General features: G+C 74.7%; 21 protein-coding genes. 12 read left to right on the forward strand and 9 right to left on the reverse strand.

The features are described from left to right. Positions 1-67: 67 nt before the first annotated feature. From AB0M92_RS26695 to AB0M92_RS26710, 4 genes are all read right to left on the reverse strand, one after another. Positions 68-508 (reverse strand): SRPBCC family protein, encoded by a 441-nt coding sequence (locus AB0M92_RS26695; protein ID WP_366104832.1) that lies wholly within the window; start codon positions 506-508, stop codon positions 68-70. A 52-nt stretch (positions 509-560) separates the two neighbouring features. After that, positions 561-1,946 carry an amino acid permease gene (locus AB0M92_RS26700; RefSeq protein ID WP_366104833.1) on the reverse strand — a complete coding sequence of 462 codons (1,386 nt, stop codon included), beginning with the start codon at positions 1,944-1,946 and terminating at the stop codon, positions 561-563. Positions 1,947-2,022: 76 nt separating this feature from the next. Beyond that, positions 2,023-4,164, reverse strand: a complete 2,142-nt coding sequence (locus tag AB0M92_RS26705) for a phage holin family protein (protein WP_366104834.1) — start codon at positions 4,162-4,164, stop codon at positions 2,023-2,025. A 166-nt stretch (positions 4,165-4,330) separates the two neighbouring features. Beyond that, entirely contained in the window at positions 4,331-4,735 is a 405-nt protein-coding gene (locus AB0M92_RS26710; RefSeq protein ID WP_366104835.1) for a hypothetical protein, read from the reverse strand. A gap of 137 nt (positions 4,736-4,872) precedes the next feature. Here AB0M92_RS26710 and AB0M92_RS26715 point away from each other — a divergent pair, with 137 nt between their 5' ends. Both AB0M92_RS26715 and AB0M92_RS26720 read left to right on the forward strand, forming a co-directional pair. Beyond that, positions 4,873-5,649 (forward strand): MBL fold metallo-hydrolase, encoded by a 777-nt coding sequence (locus tag AB0M92_RS26715; protein ID WP_366104836.1) that lies wholly within the window; start codon positions 4,873-4,875, stop codon positions 5,647-5,649. Positions 5,650-5,735: 86 nt separating this feature from the next. Further along, positions 5,736-6,296, forward strand: a complete 561-nt coding sequence (locus tag AB0M92_RS26720; protein ID WP_366104943.1) for a VTT domain-containing protein — start codon at positions 5,736-5,738, stop codon at positions 6,294-6,296. 26 nt (positions 6,297-6,322) lie between these two features. On the opposite strand, the gene AB0M92_RS26725 is transcribed toward AB0M92_RS26720, so the two are convergent. The 3 genes from AB0M92_RS26725 to AB0M92_RS26735 all read right to left on the reverse strand — a co-directional run bounded on the left by AB0M92_RS26725 (position 6,323) and on the right by AB0M92_RS26735 (position 9,115). Beyond that, positions 6,323-6,913, reverse strand: a complete 591-nt coding sequence (locus AB0M92_RS26725; protein ID WP_366104837.1) for a helix-turn-helix domain-containing protein — start codon at positions 6,911-6,913, stop codon at positions 6,323-6,325. 225 nt (positions 6,914-7,138) lie between these two features. Further along, on the reverse strand, positions 7,139-8,365 hold the full coding sequence (locus AB0M92_RS26730) for an aminotransferase class I/II-fold pyridoxal phosphate-dependent enzyme (RefSeq protein WP_366104838.1): 1,227 nt from the start codon (positions 8,363-8,365) through the stop codon (positions 7,139-7,141). 138 nt (positions 8,366-8,503) lie between these two features. Next, entirely contained in the window at positions 8,504-9,115 is a 612-nt protein-coding gene (locus AB0M92_RS26735; protein ID WP_366104839.1) for a TIGR03086 family metal-binding protein, read from the reverse strand. A gap of 194 nt (positions 9,116-9,309) precedes the next feature. On the opposite strand from AB0M92_RS26735, the gene AB0M92_RS26740 reads away from it, so the two are divergent. The 5 genes from AB0M92_RS26740 (at position 9,310) to AB0M92_RS26760 (ending at position 15,228) form a co-directional block, all read left to right on the forward strand. After that, the gene (locus AB0M92_RS26740; protein ID WP_366104840.1) at positions 9,310-10,137 is read left to right on the forward strand and encodes a methyltransferase domain-containing protein; all 828 of its coding nucleotides are present in this window, start codon (positions 9,310-9,312) and stop codon (positions 10,135-10,137) included. 157 nt (positions 10,138-10,294) lie between these two features. Beyond that, positions 10,295-10,738 (forward strand): SRPBCC family protein, encoded by a 444-nt coding sequence (locus AB0M92_RS26745; RefSeq protein ID WP_366104841.1) that lies wholly within the window; start codon positions 10,295-10,297, stop codon positions 10,736-10,738. Positions 10,739-10,986: 248 nt separating this feature from the next. Further along, the gene (locus AB0M92_RS26750; RefSeq protein ID WP_366104842.1) at positions 10,987-11,820 is read left to right on the forward strand and encodes a M55 family metallopeptidase; all 834 of its coding nucleotides are present in this window, start codon (positions 10,987-10,989) and stop codon (positions 11,818-11,820) included. 1 nt (position 11,821) lies between these two features. Continuing rightward, the gene (locus AB0M92_RS26755) at positions 11,822-13,180 is read left to right on the forward strand and encodes a M20/M25/M40 family metallo-hydrolase (protein ID WP_366104944.1); all 1,359 of its coding nucleotides are present in this window, start codon (positions 11,822-11,824) and stop codon (positions 13,178-13,180) included. Positions 13,181-13,221: 41 nt separating this feature from the next. Further along, on the forward strand, positions 13,222-15,228 hold the full coding sequence (locus AB0M92_RS26760; protein ID WP_366104843.1) for a prolyl oligopeptidase family serine peptidase: 2,007 nt from the start codon (positions 13,222-13,224) through the stop codon (positions 15,226-15,228). A 5-nt stretch (positions 15,229-15,233) separates the two neighbouring features. Here the strand turns inward: AB0M92_RS26760 and AB0M92_RS26765 are convergent, their stop codons facing one another. Further along, positions 15,234-16,544 (reverse strand): serine hydrolase domain-containing protein, encoded by a 1,311-nt coding sequence (locus AB0M92_RS26765; RefSeq protein ID WP_366104844.1) that lies wholly within the window; start codon positions 16,542-16,544, stop codon positions 15,234-15,236. Between the two features lie 215 nt (positions 16,545-16,759). On the opposite strand from AB0M92_RS26765, the gene AB0M92_RS26770 reads away from it, so the two are divergent. The 4 genes from AB0M92_RS26770 (at position 16,760) to AB0M92_RS26785 (ending at position 22,258) form a co-directional block, all read left to right on the forward strand. Then, the gene (locus AB0M92_RS26770; protein ID WP_366104845.1) at positions 16,760-17,317 is read left to right on the forward strand and encodes a GNAT family protein; all 558 of its coding nucleotides are present in this window, start codon (positions 16,760-16,762) and stop codon (positions 17,315-17,317) included. Between the two features lie 89 nt (positions 17,318-17,406). Next, the gene (locus AB0M92_RS26775) at positions 17,407-19,401 is read left to right on the forward strand and encodes a DUF5107 domain-containing protein (RefSeq protein ID WP_366104846.1); all 1,995 of its coding nucleotides are present in this window, start codon (positions 17,407-17,409) and stop codon (positions 19,399-19,401) included. A 93-nt stretch (positions 19,402-19,494) separates the two neighbouring features. Next, positions 19,495-20,535: an Rv2578c family radical SAM protein gene (locus AB0M92_RS26780; RefSeq protein WP_366104847.1), complete on the forward strand. Its 1,041-nt coding sequence runs from the start codon at positions 19,495-19,497 to the stop codon at positions 20,533-20,535. A gap of 112 nt (positions 20,536-20,647) precedes the next feature. Beyond that, positions 20,648-22,258, forward strand: coding sequence for an alpha/beta hydrolase (locus tag AB0M92_RS26785; RefSeq protein WP_366104848.1), 1,611 nt, complete (start codon positions 20,648-20,650; stop codon positions 22,256-22,258). A 141-nt stretch (positions 22,259-22,399) separates the two neighbouring features. Here the strand turns inward: AB0M92_RS26785 and AB0M92_RS26790 are convergent, their stop codons facing one another. Beyond that, complete coding sequence (locus AB0M92_RS26790) at positions 22,400-22,951, reverse strand: adenylosuccinate lyase (protein WP_366104849.1); 552 nt, start codon at positions 22,949-22,951, stop codon at positions 22,400-22,402. 370 nt (positions 22,952-23,321) lie between these two features. Here AB0M92_RS26790 and AB0M92_RS26795 point away from each other — a divergent pair, with 370 nt between their 5' ends. Beyond that, complete coding sequence (locus AB0M92_RS26795; RefSeq protein WP_366104850.1) at positions 23,322-25,136, forward strand: 3-hydroxybutyryl-CoA dehydrogenase; 1,815 nt, start codon at positions 23,322-23,324, stop codon at positions 25,134-25,136. Positions 25,137-25,150: the final 14 nt, after the last annotated feature.

Here is a 25,150-nt window from a genome sequence, read left to right on the forward strand (position 1 = left end):
CGTGGTGCGCCCGGTGTGGGCGCACCACGCACTCCGCGTACCCCTGAGCAAGCGGTTTCCGCCGCCCTCAGTTCTCCAGGAGGTGCTTCAGCATCTCCTCGTCGCGCGGCATCTCCTTGCGGGCGTGCGGCTTGACCACGAGCGGGGCGATGACCCTGCCGAGGCCGTGGCCCTCGAAGTCCAGGTCCAGGGTCAGGCGCGAGCGCTTGCCGCCGTCGAGGGGTTCGATGGTGCCGTGCACGTCGCCGCGCACCGGTCCGCCGATGCCCTGGACGTGCCAGCTGCGCGGCCGGTCGAGCTCCTTGACCTCCATGGTCATCGGGAACTCCCGCTTGCCCATGCGCCGGGTGATGACGGCCTTCGATCCGACGTGGACGGGTGCGCCGTCGAGCGGGCGGGCGGAAACGGCACTGTCCTGCCACTCCGGCAGGCGCGTCGGGTCCGTCACGTAGTCGAAGACGTCTTCGGGACTGCGGGAAATGTCGATGCTCTTTCTGATCGCGGACATGGCGACCCCTTACTGCCCCCTGGCGGCCTCTCCTTCCACGCTACCGCGCAGGTCAGGCGGTGTCCCGCTGCTCGGCCCGCTGCTTACGCGCGCTCATCGCGGCGTAGACGAGGACGCCGGCGAACAGGAACAGGACGCCCTGGTAGACGGCCGCGTAGCCGGAACCGGCGACCAGCCACATCGAGAAGCCGAACGCCAGGCCGGCCAGGATCCCGTCGCGCACCAGGCGGCCCCGGTGGACGCGCTCGGCCCGCCCGGAGAGCAGGAAGTACAGCTGCGCGGCGGTGGAGAGCAGGTACGGGACGGTCGCCGTGAAGGTGGTGACCAGGACGAGGATCTCGAAGACCCCGTCCGAGCCCGCCGTGTAGTTGTAGATCGTCAGGCCCGAGGCCAGGACCACGGTGACGATTACGCCGACCACCGGGACGCCCCGCTTCTTCGTCCCGAAGACCTTGGGGAAGAGCCCGTCGCGGGCGGCGGCGTACGGGGTCTGCGCGCTGAGCAGCGTCCAGCCGTTGAGGGCGCCCAGCATCGAGATCACGGCGGCGCAGGCGACGAGGGTGCCGCCCCACGTGCCCCCGAACATGGCGTTGACGGCGTCGGTGAAGGGGGCTTCCGAGGCGATCAGCCGGTCGTGGGGGACCAGGCCGAAGACGGAGAGGGTGCCCAGCAGGTAGACGACGGCCGCGCCGGCGGTGCCGAGGATGGTGGCCCGGCCGACGTTGCGGGCGGGGTCGCGGACCTCGCCCGCGCTGACGGCCGCCGACTCCACGCCCAGGTAGCTGAACAGCAGGATCGCCGCGGCCGCGGACACCGCGCCGGCGGGGCTCTGGCCGGTGGCCTGGAAGGGGCCGAGGTTCGCCGGGTCGAAGAAGAACAGTCCGCCGACGGCGACCAGCAGCAGCGGGGCGAACTTCAGCACCGTGGCCACCAGTTGGACGGCGCCGACGTAGCGGGTGCCGGCCAGGTTGGCGAGCGCCGGGAGCCACTGCACGGTGAGGGCGGCCAGGCACATCGCCGCCTTGTGCTCCCCGATGGCCGGGAAGAGCACGGACAGGTAGCCGACCGCCGCGACCGCGAGGGCCGCGTTCGAGACCCAGGCGGTGATCCAGTAGCTCCAGGCCGCGAGGAACCCGGCGAAGTCACCGAACGCGGCGCGGGCGTAGACGTACGGGCCGCCGGTCTGCGGGAGCCGTTGCGCGAGCCGGCCGAAGACCAGGGCGAGGGCGATCGCGCCGGCGGTGAGCACGCCGAAGGCGACCAGGCTGATCGTGCCGAAGGGCGCCACCGAGGCGGGCAGCAGGAAGATCCCGCCGCCGATGATGTTGCCCATGACCAGGCAGGTCGCGATCGGCAGGCCGAAACGCCGGGCATGGGGGTCGCGGCCCTGCTCGGGGGGTGCGGCGGTCTCGGCGGGCAGGGTTGCGGTGCTGGTCATCGGTGGTGCGCCTCGGAATGTCTCACATGCTGGGCAGGGTCAACCCATGGTTGACCAGTGCGAGGGCGGTACAAAATCAGCGGATTTCGTCCCGCGCGGGCACCCCTGCGGAAGGAAGGCTTCCGCTGTTTCCGCCCCCCGACCGGGGTTCCTCCACCGGCCGTCCCGGGGGGTCCGCCATCACCCCGTCCACCGGCGGAGCCACCGGTACCTGGGGGCCGTCGGCCTCCCGCAGCCAGCCCCGCAGCACCGCGTGCACGGCCTCCGCGCCCACCAGGTCCGGCTCCGGCTCCGACAGCTCCGTCGGCCACATCAGGAACGGATGCCCCTGCTCCCCGCCCAGGCCTCCGTGCGAGCCGATCTGCTCCTCGAAGGCGTGCACCTCCCCGGTGCGCGGGTCGTACGCCGAGTTCACCATGACGTCGGCGACGTGCGGGAAGGCGTCGGTCCGCCGCACCGCCCGCGCCGCGCCCGGTCCGAACCGGGCCAGCAGCTCCTCGGCCGCGCCCGGCTCGTCGAGGCGGGCCACCGTCCCGCCCGGGCCCAGCACCTCCCCGTCCACCAGCAGGAACCCGATGCCGGGATGGTTGGCCAGGGTCGCCAGCAGGGCCGGGTGCGCCCGCTCGATCCGCTCCCGCGAGGCCCGCCCCCGGACGTCCGGGAAGGAGATCAGGCCGAGGTTGCCCGAGGCCAGCACCACCGGGTCCGGGCCCCGCCCGGGGTGGGCCCCCTCGCCCTCCTCCACCGGCCGGTGCAGGGCCGCGAGCACCGCCGTGCGGGCCTCGGCGCCGCTGCGGGTGCGGCCGGCCCGGCGGGAGACCGGCAGTCCGCAGCCTGCGCGGACCAGGTCCTTCAGGGTCAGCCCGTACCGGCCGAGGAACGTCTCCCCCGGGCTCTGGCCGTGGTCCGAGAGCAGCACGATCCGGTACTCCCGGGGCGCGTGCTCGGCGACGCGGGCGAGCAGCGCGAGGGTGCGGTCGAGCCGGGCCAGCACCCGGTCGGTGTCCCGGCCGTGCGGCCCCGAGTGATGGGCGACCTCGTCGTAGGCGACCAGGTCCGCGTAGATCGCGGCGCGCCCCGCGAGCATGTCGCCGATCACCGCCGCGGCGACGACGTCCCGTTCGACCACCGTCGCGAAGGCCCTGATCAGCGGGTACAGCCCGCCCCGGGCCACCCGCGGCCGCTCTCCCCGCAACCGGCCCCGCAGCGACTGGCCGATCTCCCGGGCGACCTCGGCGACGAAGGACAGTGCGGTGCGGACGGCGTTCGCCGGGTCGGAGAAGTACGCGAAGTAGCCGGCGCGGGAACGGTTCGCCCGGCCCCGCCGCGCCGAGACCGACAGGACGAGGGCCAGTTGGTCGGCGCCGCCGCTGAACAGGTTGCCCCGGCTGGCCCCGTCGAGGGTGAGCAGTCCGCCGTCGCCGGTGCGGGCGATGGCCCGGCGCTGGAGTTCGGCGGCGCTGGTGGGCCGGTTGCAGACCACCACCTCGCCGGTGTCCTTCTCGTACCAGCGGAAGGCGGGCACGTCGAAGGTGTAGCCGTGCAGGATGCCGAGCTGGCTGGCGCCGGTCTGGCTGGACCAGTCGGTGCGCCAGGCGGTGAGGCGGTGGCTGCCGTCCAGCCAGCCGGCCACCGTGGGCATCAGGCCGCTGCCCGCAGCGCGGCGCAGCGTCTCGTACCCGACGCCGTCGAGCTGGAGGAAGAGCAGGCCGGGGGCGGCCTCGCGGGGGCGGGGCGCGCCCTTGTGCCGGGTGCGCCGCCGGCGCCGGTCGGCGAGCCGGTGGAGCCGGCGCCGGTACGCCTCGTCATCGCGTACGGCCAGTGCGGTGGAGGTCGCGGAGGCGACGGCGGACATGACGGCGGCCACCACCACGGCGGTCTCCGGGGCCACTTCGCCGCGTCCGGAGGGGATCAGGCTGAGGGCGAGCAGCAGCAGCGAGCCGTTGAGGAAGAAGACGAGCAGTCCGAGCACCAGCGCGGGCACCAGCAGCAGGGCCCGGACCAGTACCGGCCACACCAGCGCGCTCAGCAGGCCGAAGGCCCCGGCGCCCCAGGCGGCGGTCAGCCCGATCTCGGTGACGCTGTCCTTGTCGCCGGACCGGAGCCGGAAGTCGGGCAGGATGCCGGCGAGCGCGAGCATCGTGAGGGTGGACACCGCCCAGACGAGGATCACCCGCACCAGGGCGCTGCCCAGGGTCCGCCACCGTCCTCGCCACACGCCGTACCGCCTCGTGTCTCCCCCGGATCCGCGCCCCGCCCGCGGTCCCGGCCGCACCCTCCAGCGTCGCACAGGGTGGCGGCCCGGGCCGGGTGAGCGGGGTGGCGCACGGAGGTGCGAACCGCGGCGGCCAGGCGCGCGGGGCGCGCGCCCGCGCGTGGTCGGGCTACGTGCCGTCGTAGCCGGCGGTCGGCATGGACAGGCGGCGGTGCACCTCGGCCTTCATGGCGGAGGTGTACTGCGGCTCGGCGAGCCCGGCCGTCTCCAGGCGTACGCCGCGCCGCTCGCACTCGGCGGTGAACTCCTCGACGGAGCGCAGTGCGCGGGCCAGGACCCGGCGGTTGGGGGCGACGAAGAGGTCGACCTGGCCGGCCTCGACGTCGCACCAGAGTCCGCAGTGGTTGGCGCGCAGTCCGTAGAAGAGCAGCGTCCTCGTCACGACGTAGCCCTGGTCGGCGGCCCAGCGGGCGCACATGGCCTGCTGGCTGCGGGTGTCGACGGCGAAGGGGTCGGCGTCCAGGTCTTCGAGCGGGGCCAGGCTGGCGATAGCGGCCACGCGCAGCTCATCCATGACGCCCGACCCTACTCCGATCCGCGGCCCGGGAGGAGGGGGCTGCGGACTTCGGTTCGGGGCACTTCGGGTGGGCAGGATCTACCCTTCAAGACACCCCCGGGGGCCGGGGGCCGAGCGAGCGACGGGGAGGCCGGGTGCCGGTGGAGATCACCTGGTGGGGCCATGCCACGTGCACGGTCGAGGACTCCGGGGTGCGGCTGCTGACGGACCCGCTGTTCGCGCGGCGGCTCGCGCATCTGCGGCGGCGGCGCGGGGCGCCGCCCCCGCCGGAGGCGGCCGAGGCGGACGTGGTGCTGGTGTCCCACCTGCACGCCGACCACCTGCACCTGCCCTCGCTGGCCCGGCTGGCGCCCGGGACCCGGCTGCTGGTGCCGCGCGGCGCGCGCCGGGCCGTGCCGGGGCTCGCGCGGGTGGCGGCCGCGCGCGGCTTGCCCGTCACGGAGGTGGCCCCGGGCGAGGAGGTCGGCGTACGGGCGGGGGTGCGGGTCCGGGCGGTCCGCGCGCGGCACGACGGGCGGCGGCTGCCGTTCGGGCCGCGTCTGGCGCCGGCTCTCGGGTACGTGGTCCAGGGCTCGGCGCGGACGTACTTCGCCGGGGACACCGCTCTGTTCGAGGCGATGGCCGGGGAGGTCGGGCCGGTGGACGTGGCCCTGCTGCCGGTCGGCGGCTGGGGCCCGTACCTGGGGCCGGGCCATCTGGACCCGGACGGGGCCGCGCGGGCGCTGGCGGAGCTCGCGCCGGCGGCGGCGGTGCCGGTGCACTACGGAACGTACTGGCCGATCGGGCTGGACGCGGTGCGGCCGCACGAATTCCACTCGCCGGGCGAGGAGTTCGTACGGCGGGCCCGCCTGCTGGCGCCGAAGGTGACGGTACGGCTGCCCGGCCACGGCGAACGGGTGCGGCTGCCGTGACGTGGGAGGCGTACGGGCCGCACGGCGTCGGGGCCGCGGTCGCGGCGGCGGCCGGTCAGGTGCCGCCGGAGACGACCCGGCAGGCGGTGGGCTACCCGGCGCTGTTCGTGCTGGTGGCGCTGGGGGCGCTGGTACCGGTGATCCCGACGGGGGCGCTGGTGAGCTCGGCGGCGGTCGTGGCGTTCCATCAGCAGTCGCTGCCGTTCGGGGTGCTGCTGGTGTTCGGCGTCGCGGCCGTCGCCGCGTTCGCGGGGGACCTGGCGCTGTACTGGCTGGGGCAGCGCGGGGTGCGGTCCCGGGGCGGTTCGCGCTGGCTGGAGGCGCTGCGGGGGCGGGCGACGCCCGAACGGCTGGCGCAGGCGCAGCGGAAGCTGGACGAGCACGGGGTGCTGGTCCTCGTGGTCTCCCGACTGGTCCCGGCGGGCCGGATCCCGGTGATGCTGGCCTGCCTGCTGGCCCGGCTCCCGCTGCGCCGCTTCGCCCGCGGCGACGCCCCGGCCTGCCTCGCCTGGGCGGCGACGTACGGGCTGATCGGCATCCTGGGCGGCTCCCTGTTCTCGGAGCCGTGGAAGGGCGTCGCGCTGGCGGTGGCCGTGACCCTGCTGATCAGCGGGGCGCCGGCGCTCTGGCGCCGGATCCGCGGCTGACACGACACCCGCGTCCACGGGCGCGCTCAGCGCGGCTCGCGCAATCCCGCGACCAGGAGGTCGACCATCCGGCGCGCATCGTAGCGGGAGTCGGCCTCGGCGCCGATGCAGAGGTTCCCGACGCCGCGCATGAGCTGGTAGGCGGTGAGGTCGCAGCGGATCTCGCCCGCCTCGACGGCGGCGTCGAGGAGCTCGGCGCAGACCGGCAGGAGGCGGTCGAGGAAGTAGGCGTGCAGGGTCTCGAATCCGGCGTTGTCGGCCTGCATCGCGCCCGCGAGCCCGTGCTTCGTGACGAGGAAGTCGGCGAAGAGCCGGACCCACCGGCCGAGGGCGGCGTGCGGGGTCGGGCCGGCCGCCAGCAGGGCCGGCCCGGCCTCGGCGCAGGCCTCGACCTGGTGCCGGTAGACGGCGATGACGAGGTCCGCCCGGGTGGGGAAGTGGCGGTAGATCGTGCCCATGCCGACGCCGGCCTTGGCAGCGATGTCGCGTACGGGCGCCTCGACGCCCGAGGCGACGAAGACCGCCGCCGCCGCGTCCAGCAGGGTCTGCTGATTGCGCCGGGCGTCCTTGCGCTTGGACGCTGCCGCGCCGCCCGTGTCCTGGCCGCTGTCGCTCACGGCGGCACTCCTTTCCCTCACCGGCCTCGCACGGCGGAACGGCGCCCCGCATCGATAACGGAGCAAGGTTCCGGTTTGTCCATGATGGCAGACCCGCGCGCCGCCCACCAGACCGCCCACCGGACCCCGCGCGCAAGAACCCGTTCGGGGCCGAGCACGCGCTCGGCGGCGTCCCCGGACCGAGGTGGCCGAGAGCGGCCGCACGGCGGGCCCGTTCGGGTCGGGTCAGGAGGTCAGTCCGGCCAGGACCGATCCCAGGAGGTCCAGGGAGCGCCGTACGTGCGGGAGCCCCAGGGGGTCGCGCGAGGTGAGCGCGGCGAGCCGCTCCTGCGGGGTGGCGCCGAGCAGCGGGCCCGTCGAGAGGCGCACCCGCAGCGCGCCCAGCTCGTCGGCGAAGCGCTGCCCGCCGGGGGTGGGTGCGCCGAGCCGCCCGCCCAGGTAGTCCTCCAGTTCCATCGCGTCGCGGACCCCCTGCCGGGCCAGCCCGGCGCGCAGCGGGGTCAGGTCGGCGTAGAGGTGGCGCCCGGCCTGCGGTGGCCGGGCGAACGCGCCGACGGCCAGCAGCTCCCGGTGGGCCGCCGCGGCGACCACCCCGTGCAGCGCCGCCGCGGCGTAGGCGCGTCCGGCGACGGCGTCGGGTTCGTCGAGCGCGTAGGCGGCGGCGCCGGCGACCGGGCCCGCGACCATGGCCCCGGTCGCGGTGAGGATGTCGAGGGTGCGGGCCCGCAGCCAGGTGCCGCGCGGGGTGCCGGGGAAGCGGACCACGGCCGCCGGCCACCCGGCGGGCAGCAGGGCTCCGGACAGGTCGAGGAGTACGGCTGCCTGGTCGGGCAGCATCTCGGCGGGGCTCAGGACGAGGGTGTCGTGCGGCTGGTGGACGGTGTCGCGCCAGCTCTCGTCGCTGACGACGAACAGCCCGGCGTCCCCGGCTGCCTCGCAGGCCTCGCGCAGCATTTCGGGAGGGGGCACGGTCGCCGTCGGGTCGTCGGCGACCGACAGCAGCAGCACGCGCGGATCGCCGCCCTCGGCGCGCACCCGCCGTACGGTCTCCAGCAGGGCGTACGGATCCGGGATGCCCCCGCATTCGGCCGGGGTCGGCACGTGGTACGCCCGCCGTCCCAGCAGCCGGACCTGTGGGGTCCACCATGCGGGACAGGGCCGGGGCAGCATCACATCGCCCCCGTACGCGCCGAGCAGCGCGAGCAGCAGGGCGGGGGCGCCGGGTCCGGCGGCCACGTTCTCCGGCGCGGTGGGCAGCCCGCGCCGCCCCCAGTGCCGGCAGGCGGCCTCGCGTACGGGCCCCCCGCCGCCCGGGGGTTCGGGCGCGGAGCGCTCGGCGGCTGCGGCGATCACGGCGGTGAGCTCGGGGAGCACGGGCAGGCCGGGCTGGGGCGCGGGCGGCCCGTAGCGGACCGGACCGCGGCCCTCCGCCGTGCGCTGCGTCCCCGACACCTCTCCCCGCCTTCCCCGTTGCGCATCGGTCCTCATCGGCCCGCCGCCGGCCGACCGACCACGACCTCGAACATGCCCTTTATACGGCTGTTCGCAGTGGTATGCCTGTTGTCGCCGTCCCGCGGGCGGCGACACGGCTCAGCCCCGCCTGCCCACCAGGGCCAGCAGCCGGGTCTGGGCGTCCGCGCCCGCCGGCACCTCCAGCGGCGCGGCGAACAGGCCGCCGGCCGCGAGCCCGTCGGCGTACGGCATGACCTCCTTGAGGGCGAACTCGACGAGGCCGTCCGGGAGCCGGTCCTCGGCCCCGATCCCCCGCGAGAGGTCCCAGGCGTGCACGACGCAGTCGGCGGTCAGCTCGGCGCAGTACGCCCGCCCCAGCGCGGGCCCGTACGAGAGCCTGACCGCACGGTCCAGCGCCCCGGGCACGGCGAACGCGGCGTGCGCGGCGCCCGAGGCCCGCTCCCAGACGCCGACGGGGTCCTCGCCGAGGACGTCTCCGGAGAACGCCTCGCCGACGTCCTCGACGGTGCGCCCCTCGGTGACCATCGGCGGGATCCAGAGCAGCTCGCCGGCGACGTGGTTGACCAGGTCGCGGACGGTCCATTCGGTACAGGGGGTCGGGGCGCCCCACTGGCCGTCCCCGACGGCGCGCACCCGCTCGCCGAAGAGCCGCAGGGCCTCGGCGTGCCGTTCGAGCAGCGCGCTCGCCACCGCGTCGGCGCCCGCGTCCCCGCCTGTCGTGTCCGGCATGGCTCTCACCGTCCTCTGCCAGGGGGCCGGATCTCTGGGGCCCACTGTCCTCGCACACCCCTCCCCCTGCCACCGACCTGCCCGGATGTATTGCGACACAAGGAGTCTGCCCATATGTCGAAACGCATATCTCAGCACTCGAACAAATCCTCTACGGTGATCACACCGCTTCGACGAAGAGAAGGAGTCGGCTCATGAGCGCCGAAGAGCCCAGGGAAACCGCCGTCTACACGCACGGGCACCACGAATCCGTCCTGCGCTCGCACCGCTGGCGCACCGCCGCGAACTCGGCGGCGTACCTGATCGGCGAGCTGCGGCCGGGGATGGCGGTCCTGGACGTGGGCTGCGGACCGGGCACGATCACGGCGGACCTGGCGGAACTGGTCGCGCCGGGCGGCCGGGTGACGGCGGTCGACGCGGCCGGGGACGTCCTGGAGCAGGCCGCGCGGTACGCGCGCGAGCGCGGCCTGGCCGACGCGGTCACCTTCGCCACCGCCGACGTCCACGCGCTGGACTTCCCGGACGACTCCTTCGACGTGGTCCACGCCCACCAGGTGCTCCAGCACGTCGGCGACCCCGTACGGGCCCTGCGGGAGATGCGCCGGGTGTGCCGGCCGGGCGGGATCGTGGCCGCCCGCGACGCCGACTACGCGGCGATGACCTGGTACCCGGCCGAGCCGGGCCTGGACGAGTGGCTGGGCCTGTACCGCCGGGTGGCCCGCGCGAACGGCGGCGAACCCGACGCCGGGCGCCGCCTGCTGTCCTGGGCGCGGGAGGCGGGGTTCACGGAGGTGGCCGCGTCGGCGACGGCCTGGTGCTACGCCACCCCGCAGGAGATCGCCTGGTGGTCCTCCCTGTGGGCGGAACGCACGACGGCCTCGGCGTACGCCTCCCTCGCGACGGCCTCCGGCCACACCTCCCCGGCCGGCCTGAGCGCCGTCGCCGAGGCCTGGCACCGCTGGTCCGCCGCGCCGGACGCCTGGTTCTCGGTCCTGAACGGCGAAATCCTGGCCCGGGCCTGACGTCCCGTTCCCGGTCGCCGCGACCGTCCCGCGAACCGGACGGGAGGAGTTCGCCCGACCGGGCGGGAAGCCTTCGCCGCGACCCGGATTTGGGCCCGTGCCCCGGAGGTGGTTGGCTTGCCGCGACGAGCGGGACACAACTGCTGGAGGAACAGCTATGGCGCAGGTCGAGGCCACCACGGAGCGGATCATCGCGGCTGACGCGGAGACCGTGTTCGACGCGCTGGCGGACTACACCGGGACCCGGGGGAAGCTGCTGCCCGAGCACTTCAGCGAGTACGAGGTGCGTGAGGGCGGCGACGGCGAGGGCACCCTCGTCCACTGGAAGCTCCAGGCCACCAGCAAGCGCGTGCGCGACTGCCTGCTGGAGGTCACCGAGCCGACCGACGGCCAGCTCGTGGAGAAGGACCGCAACTCCACCATGGTCACCACCTGGGTGGTCACCCCGGCCGGCGAGGGCAAGTCCAAAGCCGTGGTCACCACCGTCTGGAACGGCGCCGGCGGCATCGGCGGGTTCTTCGAGCGCACCTTCGCCCCCAAGGGCCTCGGCCGGATCTACGACACGCTGCTCGCCAACCTGGCCACCGAAGTCGAGGGCTGAGCAAGGCCGTTGCCGCGCGGTCGGCGTACGGCCGCGCACGGACGCCGGCTCCGGGGGCTCACCGGATCGGGTGGATTTCCCCGCCGACGCGAGCCCCCGGCCCGGGCGTGGCCCCGGGCCGCGGCGGGCCCCGGCGGCTAGGCTGGAACCCTGCGCACGATCGGCGTGGAAGCCCGCGCGGACGCCGTCGTCCGCCTCGGCCGCCCCGCGCCGACGCGCCGTGCGCAGCCGACCGCCCGGGGGGCCCGATGAAGATCCTCGTCTCCGCCGACATGGAAGGCGCCACGGGCGTCACCTGGCCCGCCGACGTCCTGCCCGGCACCCCCCAGTGGGAGCGCTGCCGCCCCATGTTCACCTCCGACGTGAACGCGGCCGTCCTCGGCTTCTTCGACGGCGGCGCCGACGAGGTCCTCGTCAACGAGGCCCACTGGACCATGCGCAACCTGTTGCTCGAACAGCTCGACGAGCGGGCCGAGATGCTCACCGGCCGCCACAAGACGCTCAGCATGGTCGAGGGGGTCCAGCACGGGGACGTCGACGGCATCGCGTTCCTCGGCTACCACACCGGCGCCGGCTCCGAGGGCGTCCTCGCCCACACCTACCTCGCCAACTCCATCACCGGGGTCTGGCTGAACGGGACCCGCGCGAGCGAGGGCCTGCTCAACGCCCACGTCGTGGCCGAGTACGGGGTGCCCGTCATCCTCGTCACCGGCGACGACCTGACCTGCGTCGACGCCGGCGGCTACGCACCGCAGGCGCTGAAGGTCGCCGTCAAGGACCACGTCTCGCGCTACGCCGCCGTCTGCCGCACCCCGGCCCGCACCGCCGCCGCCATCCGCGCCGCCGCCAAGGAGGCCACGGCCCTCGCCGTACGCCGGGATCCCGTGCGCGGCGGTCCGTACACGGTGGAGCTGGAGTTCGACGCCGCGCACCTGGCGATGGCCGCCACCGTCGTCCCGGGTGCCGAGCGCTTCGGGGAACGCAGGGTCGCGTACACCAGCGAGACGATGTACGAGGGGATCCGGACCTTCAAGGCGGTCACGACGGTCGTCTCGGCAGCCGTGGAGGAGCAGTATGGCTGACATGCCCGCACTCACCCATGAGTCCCCGGCGGACCGGGAGTCCCCCGTGGACCGGATCGCGCTCGACGAAGCGGTCGATTTCACGTCCGGTCTGATCCGCATCGACACCACGAACCGGGGCGGCGGCGACTGTCGTGAGCGCCCCGCCGCCGAGTACGTCGCCGAGCGGCTCGCCGCGGCCGGCGCGGAGCCGGTCCTGCTGGAGCGCACGCCCGGCCGCACCAACGTGGTGGCCCGGATCGAGGGCACCGACCCCGGCGCCGAGGCGCTCCTCGTCCACGGCCACCTCGACGTGGTGCCCGCCGAGGCGGCCGACTGGAGCGTGGACCCCTTCTCCGGGGAGATCCGCGACGGGGTGGTCTGGGGCCGCGGCGCCGTCGACATGAAGAACATGGACGCGATGGTGCTGGCCGTCGTACGGGCCTGGGCGCGGGCGGGGGTCAGGCCCCGCCGGGACATCGTGATCGCCTACACGGCCGACGAGGAGGACAGTGCCGTCGACGGTTCGGGATTCCTCGCCGACCGGCACGCGCACCTCTTCGAGGGCTGCACGGAGGGTCTGAGCGAATCCGGGGCCTTCACCGTGCACAACGGCCCCGGACAGGCCCTCTACCCGATCGCAGCCGGTGAACGCGGCACCGCCTGGCTCAAGTTGACGGCCCACGGCACCACCGGGCACGGCTCCAAGCCCAACCGGGCCAATGCCGTCAGCCGGCTCGCCGGCGCCGTGGCCCGGATCGGCGAGTACCGCTGGCCCGTGCGGCTCACCGGCACGGTCGCCGCCTGCATCACCCGACTCGCCGCCCTCCAGGGCCTGTCGGTGGACCCCGGCGGCCGCGGCTTCGACCTCGACGCCGTCCTCGGCAAGCTCGGGCCGGCCGGCCTGCTCGTCGAGGCGACGGTGCGCAACAGCGCCAACCCGACCATGCTCAGCGCCGGTTACAAGCTCAACGTCATCCCGGGCACGGCCACCGCGTACGTGGACGGCCGGATGCTGCCCGGCACCGAAGCCGAGTTCGCCGCCACCCTCGACGAGCTCACCGGGCCCGACGTCACCTGGGAGTTCCACCACCGCGAGGTGGCCCTCGAAGCCCCCGTGGACGGCAGGACGTTCGGGATCCTGCGCGAGTCCGTGGAGCGCTTCGACCCCGAGGGCCACGTGGTGCCGTTCTGCATGGCTGGTGGCACCGACGCCAAGCAGTTCTCCCGGCTCGGGATCACCGGATACGGCTTCTCCCCGCTGAAGCTGCCGCCCGGCTTCGACTACTGGTCCCTCTTCCACGGCGTGGACGAGCGGGTCCCCGTCGACGCCCTGCACTTCGGCGTACGCGTCCTCGACCACGCCCTGCGGACCCTGTGATGGTGACCCCGTGATGGTGATTCTGTGATGGTGAGCCGGTGATGGCGGTGCCGACCGGGTCCTACGGCAGCTGGCCCTCGCCCATCGACGCGGCCGTCGCCGCCTCGCTCGACGGGCGGCCCGAGTACGTGGGCACCGTCGGCGCCGAGGTGTGGTGGACCGAGCCCCGCCCGGCCGAGGCCGGCCGCCGCACGCTGGTGCGCCGGCCCGCCGACGGCGGCGGCGCCGAGGCCTCGGTGCTGCCGGCCCCGTGGAACGTCCGCAGCCGGGTCACCGAGTACGGCGGCCGCCCTTGGGCGGGGGCCGAACGGCCTTCGGGCGGGCCCCTGTTGGTGTTCGTCCACTTCGCCGACCAGCGGATGTACGCGTACGAGCCCGACGCGCCCGGCGGCGGTGCCCCGCGCCCCCTCACCCCGCTCTCCGCGCTCGGCGGCGGACTGCGCTGGGCGGACCCCGTCCTGCGCGACGGCGAGGTCTGGTGCGTGCTGGAGGAGTTCACCGGACCGGCGCCGACCGACGTGCGCCGGGTGCTGGCGGCCGTACCCCTGGACGGCTCGGCCGCCGAGGACCGCTCCCTCGTGCGCGAACTGACCGATGACCGGTACCGGTTCACCACCGGGCCCCGGCTCTCTCCCGACGGGCTGCGGGCGGCCTGGCTGGTGTGGGACCACCCCCGGATGCCGTGGGACGGCACCGAGGTACGGCTCGCCGAGGTCGGGCCCGACGGGACGCTGACCGGGGCCCGCACCGTACTCGGCGGCCCCGAGGAGTCCGTCGCCCAGGTGGAGTGGGCCCCGGGCGGGGCCCTCCTCGCCGTCAGCGACCGCAGCGGCTGGTGGAACCCGTACCGGGTGGATCCGGAGACCGGCGAGGCCGTCGAACTGTGCCCGCGCGAGGAGGAGTTCGGCGGCCCCTTGTGGAAGCCCGGGCTGAGCTGGCTGGCCCCGCTGCCCGGCGGGCTCGTCGCCGTCCTGCACGGCCAGGGTTCCTCCGTACTCGGCGTCCTCGACCCGGAGAGCGGCGACCTGGTGGACGCCGCCGGGCCGTGGACGGCCTGGCAGCCGACGCTCGCCGCGCACGGCAACCGCGTGTACGGGGTCGCGGCCAGCCCGCGCAGCGCCTACGAGGTGGTGGAGCTCGACGTCGAGTCCGGGCACGCCCGGGTGGTCGGCGCGGCCGGGGTGGACCCGGTGGACCCCTCGTACTACCCGGAACCGCAGAGCCGGACCTTCCTCGGCCCGGGCGGCCGGGAGATCCACGCCCACATCTACCCGCCGCACCACCCGGCGCGACGGGCCCCCGCCGACGAACTGCCCCCGTACGTGGTGTGGGCGCACGGCGGCCCCACCGACCACGTGCCGCCCGTACTCGACCTGCACATCGCCTACTTCACCTCGCGCGGCATCGGTGTGGCCGAGGTGAACTACGGCGGCTCCAGCGGCTACGGGCGCGCCTACCGGGAGCGGCTGCGCGAGCAGTGGGGCGTCGTGGACGTGGAGGACTGCGCGGCGGTGGGCCGGGCGCTGGCCGCCGAGGGCACCGCGGACCCGGCGCGGCTCGCCATCCGCGGCGGCAGCGCGGGCGGCTGGACGGCGGCCGCCTCGCTGGCCGCCACCGACCTGTACGCCTGCGGGACGGTCATCTACCCCGTGCTGGACCTGCTGGGCTTCGCCGAGGAGACCCACGACCTGGAGTCCCATTACATCGACGGCCTGGCCGGCCCGCCGCAGACCCTCGCCGTGACGTGCCGGGAGCGCTCACCGCTGGCCCGCGCCGGCCGGATCACCGCGCCCTTCGTCCTGCTCCAGGGCCTGGAGGACCCGGTCTGCCCGCCCGCCCAGGCGGAGCGGTTCCTGGCCGCGCTGCGCGGGCGGCCGGTACCGCACGCGTACGTGGCCTTCGAGGGCGAGGGGCACGGGTTCCGGCGGGCGGAGACCATGGTCCGCGCGCTGGAGGCGGAACTCTCCCTGTACGCCCAGGTGTTCGGCATCGAGCGGACGGACGTCCCGCGACTGGCACTGGAGCCGGACCCGGCGGCGGAGCGGTAGGCCCCTCAGCCGGTGGGGAGGTCGAGCCCGGTGTAGATCTCGTTGAGCACGGTGGGCAGCAGGGCCTGGGCGGTGGTGCGGCCGTCCGGGGTCAGGGTCAGGTTGGTCCAGATCACGAGCGTGACGTCGTTGTCCGGGTCGTGGCCGATGAAGGAGTTGAAGCCCGGGAGTTCACCGCCGTGGTAGTACATCGCGGCGTTCGGGCCGAAGCGCTGGTAGGAGATGCCGTAGCCGTACTTCTGGCCGTCGGGTGCGGAGGGGTCCTCGGCCTGCGGGCCGGCGAGCCACTGCCGCTGGGTCGCGTGGTCCAGCACCTTGCCCGTCACCAGGGAGCGGATCCAGGTGGCCAGGTCGTCGGCGGTGGAGACGGCCCCTCCGGCGGCGGTGGCGTAGGAGGGGTTCTGGCGGGTGTAGTCCACGGGCCGCAGCTTCCCCGACTGCGCCGCCTCGCGCATCGCGGCGGGGTAGGGGTCGTCGGCCAGTGCGTAGAACGAGCCTCCGTACATGTAGCCGTGCGCGAAGGGCGCGGGCAGGGAGCGGTCGTCGGCGGCGGGCAGGAACGTCCCCTTCAGCCCGAGCGGGGTGAAGAGCCGGTCCCGGAACTGCTCGGCCAGGGGCCGGCCGCCGGCCTTCTCGGCGACCAGGCCCAGCAGGGCGTAGTTGGTGTTGCTGTACTCGTAGGACGCGCCGGGAGCGAAGTTCGGCGGGTGCCGGAAGGCGATGGCCAGGGCCTGCTGCGGGGTCCAGGCCTTGCCCGGGTCGGCGTCGAGCGTCGCGGCGAGTTCGGGCGCGCTGGTGTAGTTGTAGAGCCCGCTGCGCATCTTCAGCAGCTGGGCGAGGGTGATGTGCTCGCCGTTCGGCACTCCGGGGACGTAGGCGGAGACCGGGTCGTCCGGCCGGAGCTTGCCGTCCTGGGCGAGGAGCATGATCAGCGCGGCCGTCATGGTCTTGGTGTTGGAGGCGATCCGGAAGTGGTCGCCCGTGTCCGGCGGTGCGGCCTTGCCCAGCTCCGCGGTTCCGGTGATCGCCCGGTACGTGCCCTGCGGGGTGCGCAGCAGCACGACCGCGCCGGGGACCGACAGCTTCTTCGCCGCGCGCTCGACGGTGGCCTGGAAGGCGGCCGGCCGGATCGGTTTCAGCGGCGGGGGGATACGGGTGGGAGCGGGAGCCGTCATCGTTACCGCGGGGGCGGGCGTGGGCGACGGGGCGGCACGCGCCTGCGCGGCGGCGGCCGAGCCGGGGCCGCCCGCCGCGATCAGGAGGGCGGCGCAGGGCGCCAGCAGGGCCGTGCTCCGGCGTGCCCGGGAGGTCCTCATGCACTCACCCCGACCCGATGCGGGCGGCGGCCGAAGGAGGGCCGCCACCCTTTTTGGGCAGAATCACCCAATTTTAGCAGCGCGGCCGGCGGCGGACCGTTCCACGGCGTGCGGCCGGGCCCCGGGCGGGCCCGGCGGGGGTGCGGCGCGGGCCCGGCGGGGTGCGGCGCGCGCTGGTCCGGCCGGGGGCCCGCCGCACCTCATAGCCTGGGCGGATGTCATCCTTCACGTACCTCCGCGAGGGGGAGCGCGTCGGGCTGCGGCCCTTCCGGCTCGCCGACGGCCCCGAGTTCACCGCACGCGTGCACGAGAGCCGGCACCTCCACCACCCCTGGCTGAACCCGCCGGCGACGATCGAGGAGTACGAGGCGTACGCGACCCCGCTGATCGAGGGCGACGGGCGGGCGGGCTTCCTCGTCTGCGAACGCGGCACCGGGGCCATCGCCGGTTTCGTCAACGTCAACAACATCGTCTACGGCGCCTTCGACTGCGGCGCGCTCGGCTACGGCGCTTTCGCGCACTCCGCGGGGCGGGGCCTGTTCCGGGAGGCACTGCGGCTCGCGGTGACGCAGGCCTTCGCCCCCGGCGACGGGGGCGGCCTGGGGCTGCACCGGCTGGAGGCCAACATCCAGCCGGGCAACGCGGCCTCCCTCGCGCTGGTCCGCGGGGCCGGGTTCCGCCAGGAGGGGTTCTCGCCGGACTTCCTCTTCGTCGACGGGGCCTGGCGCGATCACGAACGCTGGGCGATCACCGCCGGGATGCCCGTCGCGTAGCGCTCCGGCCAGGGCTTTGCGCAATCCTGACCGGTGGTGATCCGCGGAACCCCTGTGCACCGGCCGCCCCGGCGTGTTCCATTTCCTGCATGGCCACCACCGTCCGCCGCGCCGTACTGAACCTGCCCGCAGCCCCGTTGGGCCCCGAGAACCCGCTGCCCGCCCTGCGCGCGCCCGCCGACGCGCACACGCTGGACGGCCTCCCCCAGCCGCCGCCGGGAGGTGCCCCCGGGCGCGAGGGACTGCCGCGCGACATGGCCCGCCAGATCGGCTACGAGCCGCTGCGCTCGCTGCTGCCCGTACGGCTGCGGGACGGGTACCAACGCCGCAGGCGGGAATCCGAGTTCGAGGCCGTCGTCCTGGAGAACGCCCACCTGCGGGTCACCGTGCTGCCCGGGCTCGGGGGCCGCGTCCACTCGCTCGTGCACGTGCCCACGGGCCGTGAACTGCTCTACCGCAACCCGGTGTTCCAGCCCGCCAACTTCGCCCTCAACGGCGCCTGGTTCTCGGGCGGCATCGAGTGGAACATCGGCGCCACCGGCCACACCACCCTCTCCTGTGCCCCGCTGCACGCCGCGCTCGTCCCGGCGCCCGACGGGGGCGTGATGGTCCGGCTCTGGGAGTGGGAGCGGCTGCGCGACCTGCCGTTCCAGGTGGACCTGTGGCTGCCGGAGGACTCCGAGTTCCTGTACGTCGGCGTCCGCGTCCGCAATCCCCACGAGCGGGCCGCCCCCGTCTACTGGTGGTCCAACATCGCCGTCCCGGAGGACCCCGGCACACGGGTGCTCGCCCCCGCCGACGAGGCCTGGCACTTCGGCTACGAGCGCGCGCTGCGCCGGATCCCCGTGCCGCGGTGGGAGGACCAGGACCGTACCTACCCGCTGCGCAGCGAGTACCCGGCCGACTTCTTCTACGAGATCCCGGACGGCGCCCGGCCGTGGATCGCCTCGCTGGACGCCGGGGGGCACGGGCTCGTCCAGACCTCCACGGCCCGGCTGCGCGGGCGCAAGCTGTTCGTGTGGGGTTCGGGAGAGGGCGGACGGCGCTGGCAGGAGTGGCTGACCGAGCCCGGGACCGGCGGCTACGCCGAGATCCAGGCCGGGCTCGCCCGGACCCAGCTGGAGCACGTACGGCTGGAGGCCGGCGCGGAGTTCAGCTGGCTGGAGGCGTACGGACCGCTGGCCGCCGACCCGGGGCCGGTGCACGGCCCCGACTGGCCGGCGGCGCGCCGCGCCGCGGAGGCGGCCCTCGCCGCCGCACTGCCCCCGGAGCGGGTCGAGGAGGCGTACGAGGCGTGGCGCGGGTGCGCCGACACGGAACCCGGGGAGCGGCTGGCGGCGGGCTCGGGCTGGGGCGCGCTGGAGGTGCTGTGCGGCGGGTTCAAGCTGCCCGGCACCCCGTTCGAGCAGACGGGGCTCGGCGAGGCCCAGGCGCCCTGGCTGGAGCTGTGGCGCACCGGGGTCTTCCCCGCGCCGCGGCGGGTGGCGCCGCCGGGGCCCAGCCTGGTCGCCCCGCACTGGCGGGACATGCTGGAGACGGCCCCGGCGGATCCGCTGACCGAATACCACCTGGGCGTGGCCCAGTGGCACGCGGGCGATGTGGCGCAGGCGGTGCGCAGCTGGGAGCGCGGGCTGGCGCTGGCGCCCTCGCGGTGGCCGCTGCTGCGCTGCCTGGCGGTGGCGGACGCGCTGGCCGGCGATGCGGCGCGGGCTGCGCAGCGGTACGCCGAGGCCTTCGAGGACCTGGCGCAGGAGAGCCGTGGCGGTGAGCCGTGGACGGCCGCGGAGTCGGCGCTGGGGCGGGAGGCGATGACGACGCTGCTGGCGGCCGGCCGGCTGCCGGCGGCGCGGGCGGTGTGGGACCGGCTGCGGCCGGCGCTGCGCGAGGAGGGCCGGTTCCGGCTGCTGGCCGCGCGGCTGCTGGCGGCGGAGGGGCATGCGGGCGCGGCCCGCCGGGTGTTCGAAGACGGCTTCGAGCTGCCGGACCTCCGCGAGGGCGACGAGGTCCTGTCGGAGGTCTGGTCGCGGATAACGCACCGGCCGCTCCCCGCGACGTACGACTTCCGGATGCGCCCGCCCACGTAGTGGATCTCGGCGCCCGGCGGATGCGCCCCCGACCCGCACGATCATGGGAACGTCTGTTCTATTCTCGGGGCGAGAACACTGAGGGAGGCGCTCATGCGCTGGGACAATCTGACGGACGGGCCCGGAGCCCCGGAGCGGGCGGGGGCGCTCTTCGGGGCCGCCTCCGTCGTCACGCGGACCTTCGACACCCCCGAGTTCCGCGGGATCACCTTCCACGAGGTCCGCGCCCGCTCGGTCCTCAACCGGGTGCCCGGCGCCTCGCGCATGCCGTTCGAGTGGACGGTCAACCCGTACCGCGGGTGCAGCCACGCCTGCGTGTACTGCTTCGCCCGCAAGACGCACGGCTACCTCGACCTCGACACCGGCATCGGCTTCGACTCCCAGATCGTCGTCAAGACCAACGCCCCCGAGGTGCTGCGCCGCGAACTCGCCGCGCCCCGGTGGGACGGCGCGCACATCGCTATGGGCACCAACGTCGACTGCTACCAGCGCGCCGAGGGCCGCTACCGGCTGATGCCCGGGATCATCGAGGCCCTGCTTGAGCGGGCCAACCCCTTCTCCGTCCTGACGAAGGGGACGCTGATCCTGCGCGACCTCCCCCTCCTGAGGCGGGCCGCCGAGGTCACCGACGTCGGCGTCTGCGTCTCCGTCGGCTTCACCGACACCGCCCTGTGGCGGACCGTCGAACCCGCAACGCCCTCCCCCGCAGCCCGGCTCGCCGCCGTCCGGGCCCTCACCGGGGCCGGGATCGAGTGCGGGGTGCTGATGGCCCCGGTCATCCCCTTCCTCGGGGACTCCCCCGAGCAGTTGCGGGCCACCGTCCGGGCCGTCGCCGAGTCCGGGGCGACCTCCGTGACACCCCTGGTACTCCATCTGCGGCCGGGTGCCCGCGAGTGGTTCACGGCGTGGCTGGGCGCACACCACCCCCACCTCGTCGCGCGGTACGAGCGGATGTACGCGGGCGGCTCGTACGCACCCACCTGGTACCAGCGGCAGATCACCCGGCAAGTCCACGAGCTCGCCGCCGAATTCGGCATCGGACCCTCCCGGCGGGGCGCGGCCCGCCGGATCCCGGTCCCCGAACGCCCGGCCGGGCCGGCGCCCGCCGAACCGGTCCAACTCAGCCTCCTGTGACCTCGTACGGCCCCTGAAGGCTCATCACATCGGGCCAATCCGTGGCCCAATCCCGCCTTCCAGGCGTGGTTTCCGGGACGATTCCGCCCAGAACCCTCGGCTGGGAGGCCCCATGCTCCACCCCGCGAACCCCGCACACCCTGCGAACCCCGCGAAGAAGCGCGGCCCGCTGACGAAGCGCGCCGCCGTCCTGCTGTCGGTCGCCACCGCGACCGCGGCCGCCGTCGTCACGAGCCCGGCGGGCGCCGCGCCCACGGCCGCCGCGCCCGCCGGCGCCGTGCGCTGGACCGGCTGCGCGACCCCGCGCTACCCGACGCTGCAGTGCGCCTCCCTCAAGGTCCCGCTCGACCACGACCACCCGGCCGGCCGGCAGATCTCCCTGGCCCTGACCCGGGTGCCGCACACGGCCGCCACCTCGCAGGGCCCGCTGCTCGTCAACCCCGGCGGGCCGGGCGGCAGCGGCCGCGCCCTGGCCGGGTTCGTCGCCTCCGCGCTGCCGAAGGACGTGGCCGCCCAGTACGACGTGATCGGCTTCGACCCCCGCGGCGTCGGCAAGAGCGAGCCCGCCCTGGACTGCGGGCCCGGCCACTTCTCCCCCGTGCGCCCGGACTCCGTACCGCTCGACGCGCGGACCGAGCAGGCCAACCTGGACCGGGTGAAGTCCTTCGCCGAGTCCTGCCAGACCAGGCACGCGGACGTGCTCCCCTACATCGGCACCGTCTCGGCCGCCCGCGACATCGAGGTGCTGCGCGGGGCCCTCGGCGCGGCGAAGGTCAGCTACTTCGGGTACTCGTACGGGACCTACCTGGGCGCGGTGTACGCCAAACTCCACCCGGACCGGGTGCACCGCCTCGTCCTGGACTCCGTGGTCGACCCGGGCGGGGTCTGGTACGAGGACAACCTCGCGCAGGACCAGGCGTTCGACGCCCGCCACAAGGCCTTCCTGGCCTGGGTGGCCCAGTACGACGAGAAGTACGGGCTGGGCACCGACCCCGCGGGGGTCGAGGAGCGCTGGTACGCGATGCGGGACGCCCTGCGCGGGGCCCCGGCGGGCGGCAAGGTGGGCCCGGCGGAGCTGGAGGACACGTACATGCCGGGCGGCTACTACAACGGCTACTGGCCGATCCTCGCCGAGGCGTTCTCGTCGTACGAGGTGGCCAAGGACCCGAAGCCGCTGGTGGCGGCGTACGAACGGTTCGGGGCGGTGGAGCCCTCCGCGGGCAACAGCTACAGCGTGTACACGGCGGTGCAGTGCAGGGACTCGGCCTGGCCGAAGGACTGGAACCAGTGGCGCGCGGACATGTGGCGCACCCACGCGAAGGCCCCGTTCATGACCTGGAACAACGCCTGGTACAACGCTCCGTGCGCGTTCTGGCGGACGGAGCCGCTGGCGGCGCCGGACGTGACCAACGCCGCCCTCCCGCCGGCCCTGCTGCTCCAGGCGACCGAGGACGCGGCGACCCCCTTCGAGGGTGCGCTGAGCATGAAGGGGAAGCTGAAGGGGGCGGCGCTGGTGGTCGAGGAGGGCGGCGGCAACCACGGGGTCGCCCTCAGCGGCAACAAGTGCCTGGACGAGAAGGTCGCGGCGTACCTGCGCAGCGGCCTGGCCTCGGACGCGACCTGCCCGGCCCAGGCCGCCCCGAAGCCGACCGCGGCCACCCGCGCGGTCCCGCCCACGGCGGGCGGCACGGCCCTCCACGGCCTCCTGGGCTTCCGCGGCTAACCCCCGCCGACCGGCTGCCGGCATCCTCGGCCGCCCGGGTGGCCGGGAGCTCCCGCTGAGGCGGAAGCCGCCGCCACCGTCCCGGCGGACCGCCGAGCCGTCTGCCGCGCGCCCGACCCGGCCGGCGCGGGCGCGGCCGGTTCAGCGCAGCTCGCGCAGGGCCGCCGTCGCCGACACCGCGAGGCGGGGGTGGGACTGGGCGCGGGTGAGGAGCTCCCGGGCGCGCGGGTCCCCGAGGGCGCCCAGGCCCTCGACGCAGGCCAGGGCCACCCGCCAGTACGGCTCGTGCGGCGACAGCAGCCGGGACAGCGTCGCCATCAGGACCGGCGCCGATTCCGGGGCGCGCAGGGTCGTGAGGAGCCGTACGGGCTGGAGGGCGTAGGCGGTGCGCAGGGTGTTGGTGGCGAGGGCCGCCGCCGCGCGGGCCGTACGCGGGTCGCCCAGGGCGGCCAAGGCCTCGGCGGCGGCCGCGCAGCGCGGCGGGTCGCGGTGGTTGAGGAGCAGCACCAGCGGTTCGAAGGCCCGCCGGTCCCCGGACAGGCCGAGGCGGTACGCGGCCAGTTCGCGGGCCCACAGGGGCAGGCCGGCGGAGGTCAGGGAGGCGGCCAGCGCGTCGGAGTCGGCCGCGAGCAGCTCCCCGTACAGCGGGGACTGCCCGGCTTCCGTTCGCAGGCGCTCCAGCACGTCGTTCACCCGGCCACCCTAGGGCGGTGCGCCCGCCGCCACGCCGGGTTTCCGGAGATGGCTGATCGATGATCGATGATCGGTACATTTGGGCGGTACAGGTCACATCTCCGCGCTCTGGCGCCGCAGTTACCGACGGGTTACGCTCCCATCAACGTACGAGGCCGGCCTGGTGACGCAGCCGCCCCGTATCAGTCGGTCCGGTAGCTCCCACGACTCTCGTGCACCAGCTACCTCTGCTGCCCTTCGTGTACGGCGCGGCCCCGGGACAGGGTCCGCCGTTCTCCGCCCCGCGCTTCCCGACGGGCCGGACCTCCCGCCGCGCGTCGTGCGCCGTGCGGCGCCCTCAGTCGTCACCCTCTTCCACTGGAGTCCCGCGATGGACCTTCCGTCCACGTCCAGTCAGTCCACCGGCCAGTCCGCCTTCCAGACCATCGCCGTCGTCGGCCTCGGCACCATGGGCACCGGCATCGCCGAGGTCCTCGCCCAGGCCGGCCGCGAGGTCATCGGCATCGACATCAGCGAGGCCGCCACCCGCCGGGCCACGGCCGCCCTCGCGGCCGCCACGGCCCGTTCGGTGGCCCGCGAGCGCCTCACCGAGCAGGAGCGCGAGGGTGTCCTCGCCCGTTTCCGCACCTTCACCGAGTTGTCCGCCGCCGCCGACGCCGACCTCGTCATCGAGGTCGTCCCGGAGAGCTACGAGGTCAAGCAGCGCCTCTTCCGCGAGCTCGACGCGATCGTCCGCCCGGACACGATCCTGGCCACCGGCACCAACGCCCTCTCGGTGACCCGCCTCGCCGCCGAATCCCAGCGCCCCGAACGCGTTCTCGGCCTGCACTTCTTCAACCCGGCCCCGGCGATGAAGCTGGTCGAGGTGGTCTCCAGCGTCCTGACCGCCCCGACGGCCGTCGAGGCGGTCACGGTGCTGGCCCGCGAGCTCGGCAAGGAGCCCGTCTCCGTCGGCGACCGCCCCGGCTTCGTCGCGGACGGCCTGCTCTTCGGGTACCTCAACCAGGCCGCCGCGATGTACGAGTCGAAGTACGCCTCCCGCGAGGACATCGACGCGGCGATGCGGCTCGGCTGCGGCCTGCCCATGGGCCCGCTCGCCCTGCTCGACCTCATCGGCGTGGACACGGCCCGCACCGTCCTGGAGGCCATGTACGCCTCCTCCGGCGACCGGCTGCACGCCCCGGCCCCGATCCTGGGCCACCTCGCCGAGGCCGGTCTGACCGGCCAGAAGTCCGGGCGCGGTTTCTACACGTACGCCGAGCCGGGCAGCTCCACGGTCGTCCGCGACGCGCAGACCCCGCTGGACGGGGCCGGGTTCGGCGTGGGCCGGCCGGTTTCCAAGGTCGGCGTGGCGGGCTCGGGCACCATGGCGAGCGGCATCGCGCAGGTCTTCGCCCAGGCCGGCTACGCGGTGGTGCTCGCCGCCCGCAGCCCGCAGAAGGCGGCCGCCGCGAAGGCGGCGATCGGCAAGTCCTTGGACCGTGCGGTGTCCAAGGGCAGGCTGACCGAGGAGAACGCGGCGCGGACGCTGGAGCGGATCACCCCGGCCGGCTCGCTGGACGCCTTCGCCGACGTGGACCTGGCCGTGGAGGCCGTCGCCGAGGACCTGGCGGTCAAGCAGGAGCTGTTCGCCGCCCTCGACAAGGTCTGCCGGCCGGGCGCGGTGCTGGCCACCACGACCTCCTCGCTGCCGGTGATCGCGGTCGCCCGCGTGACCTCGCGGCCCGAGGACGTGATCGGCATGCACTTCTTCAACCCGGCGCCGGCGATGAAGCTGGTCGAGGTGGTCCGGACCGTCCTGACCTCCGACGACGTGCACGCCACGGTCCGCGAGATCTGCCTGAAGGTGCGCAAGCACCCGGTGGACTGCGGGGACCGGGCCGGCTTCATCGTGAACGCGCTGCTGTTCCCGTACTTGAACAACGCCGTGAAGATGGTCGAGCAGCACTATGCGAGCCTCGACGACATCGACGCCGCGATGAAGCTGGGCGGCGGGTACCCGATGGGGCCCTTCGAGCTCCTGGACGTCGTCGGCCTGGACGTCTCGCTGGCGATCGAGAAGGTGCTCCACAAGGAGTTCCGCGATCCCGGTCTGGCCCCCTCCCCGCTGCTGGAGCACCTGGTGGCGGCGGGCTGCCTGGGCCGCAAGACCGGCCGCGGATTCCGTGAGTACGCCCGCCGGTAATCAGCGCCCCGGCC

It is taken from the genome of Streptomyces sp. NPDC051582 (assembly GCF_040681715.1).
Lineage (GTDB): Bacteria > Actinomycetota > Actinomycetes > Streptomycetales > Streptomycetaceae > Streptomyces.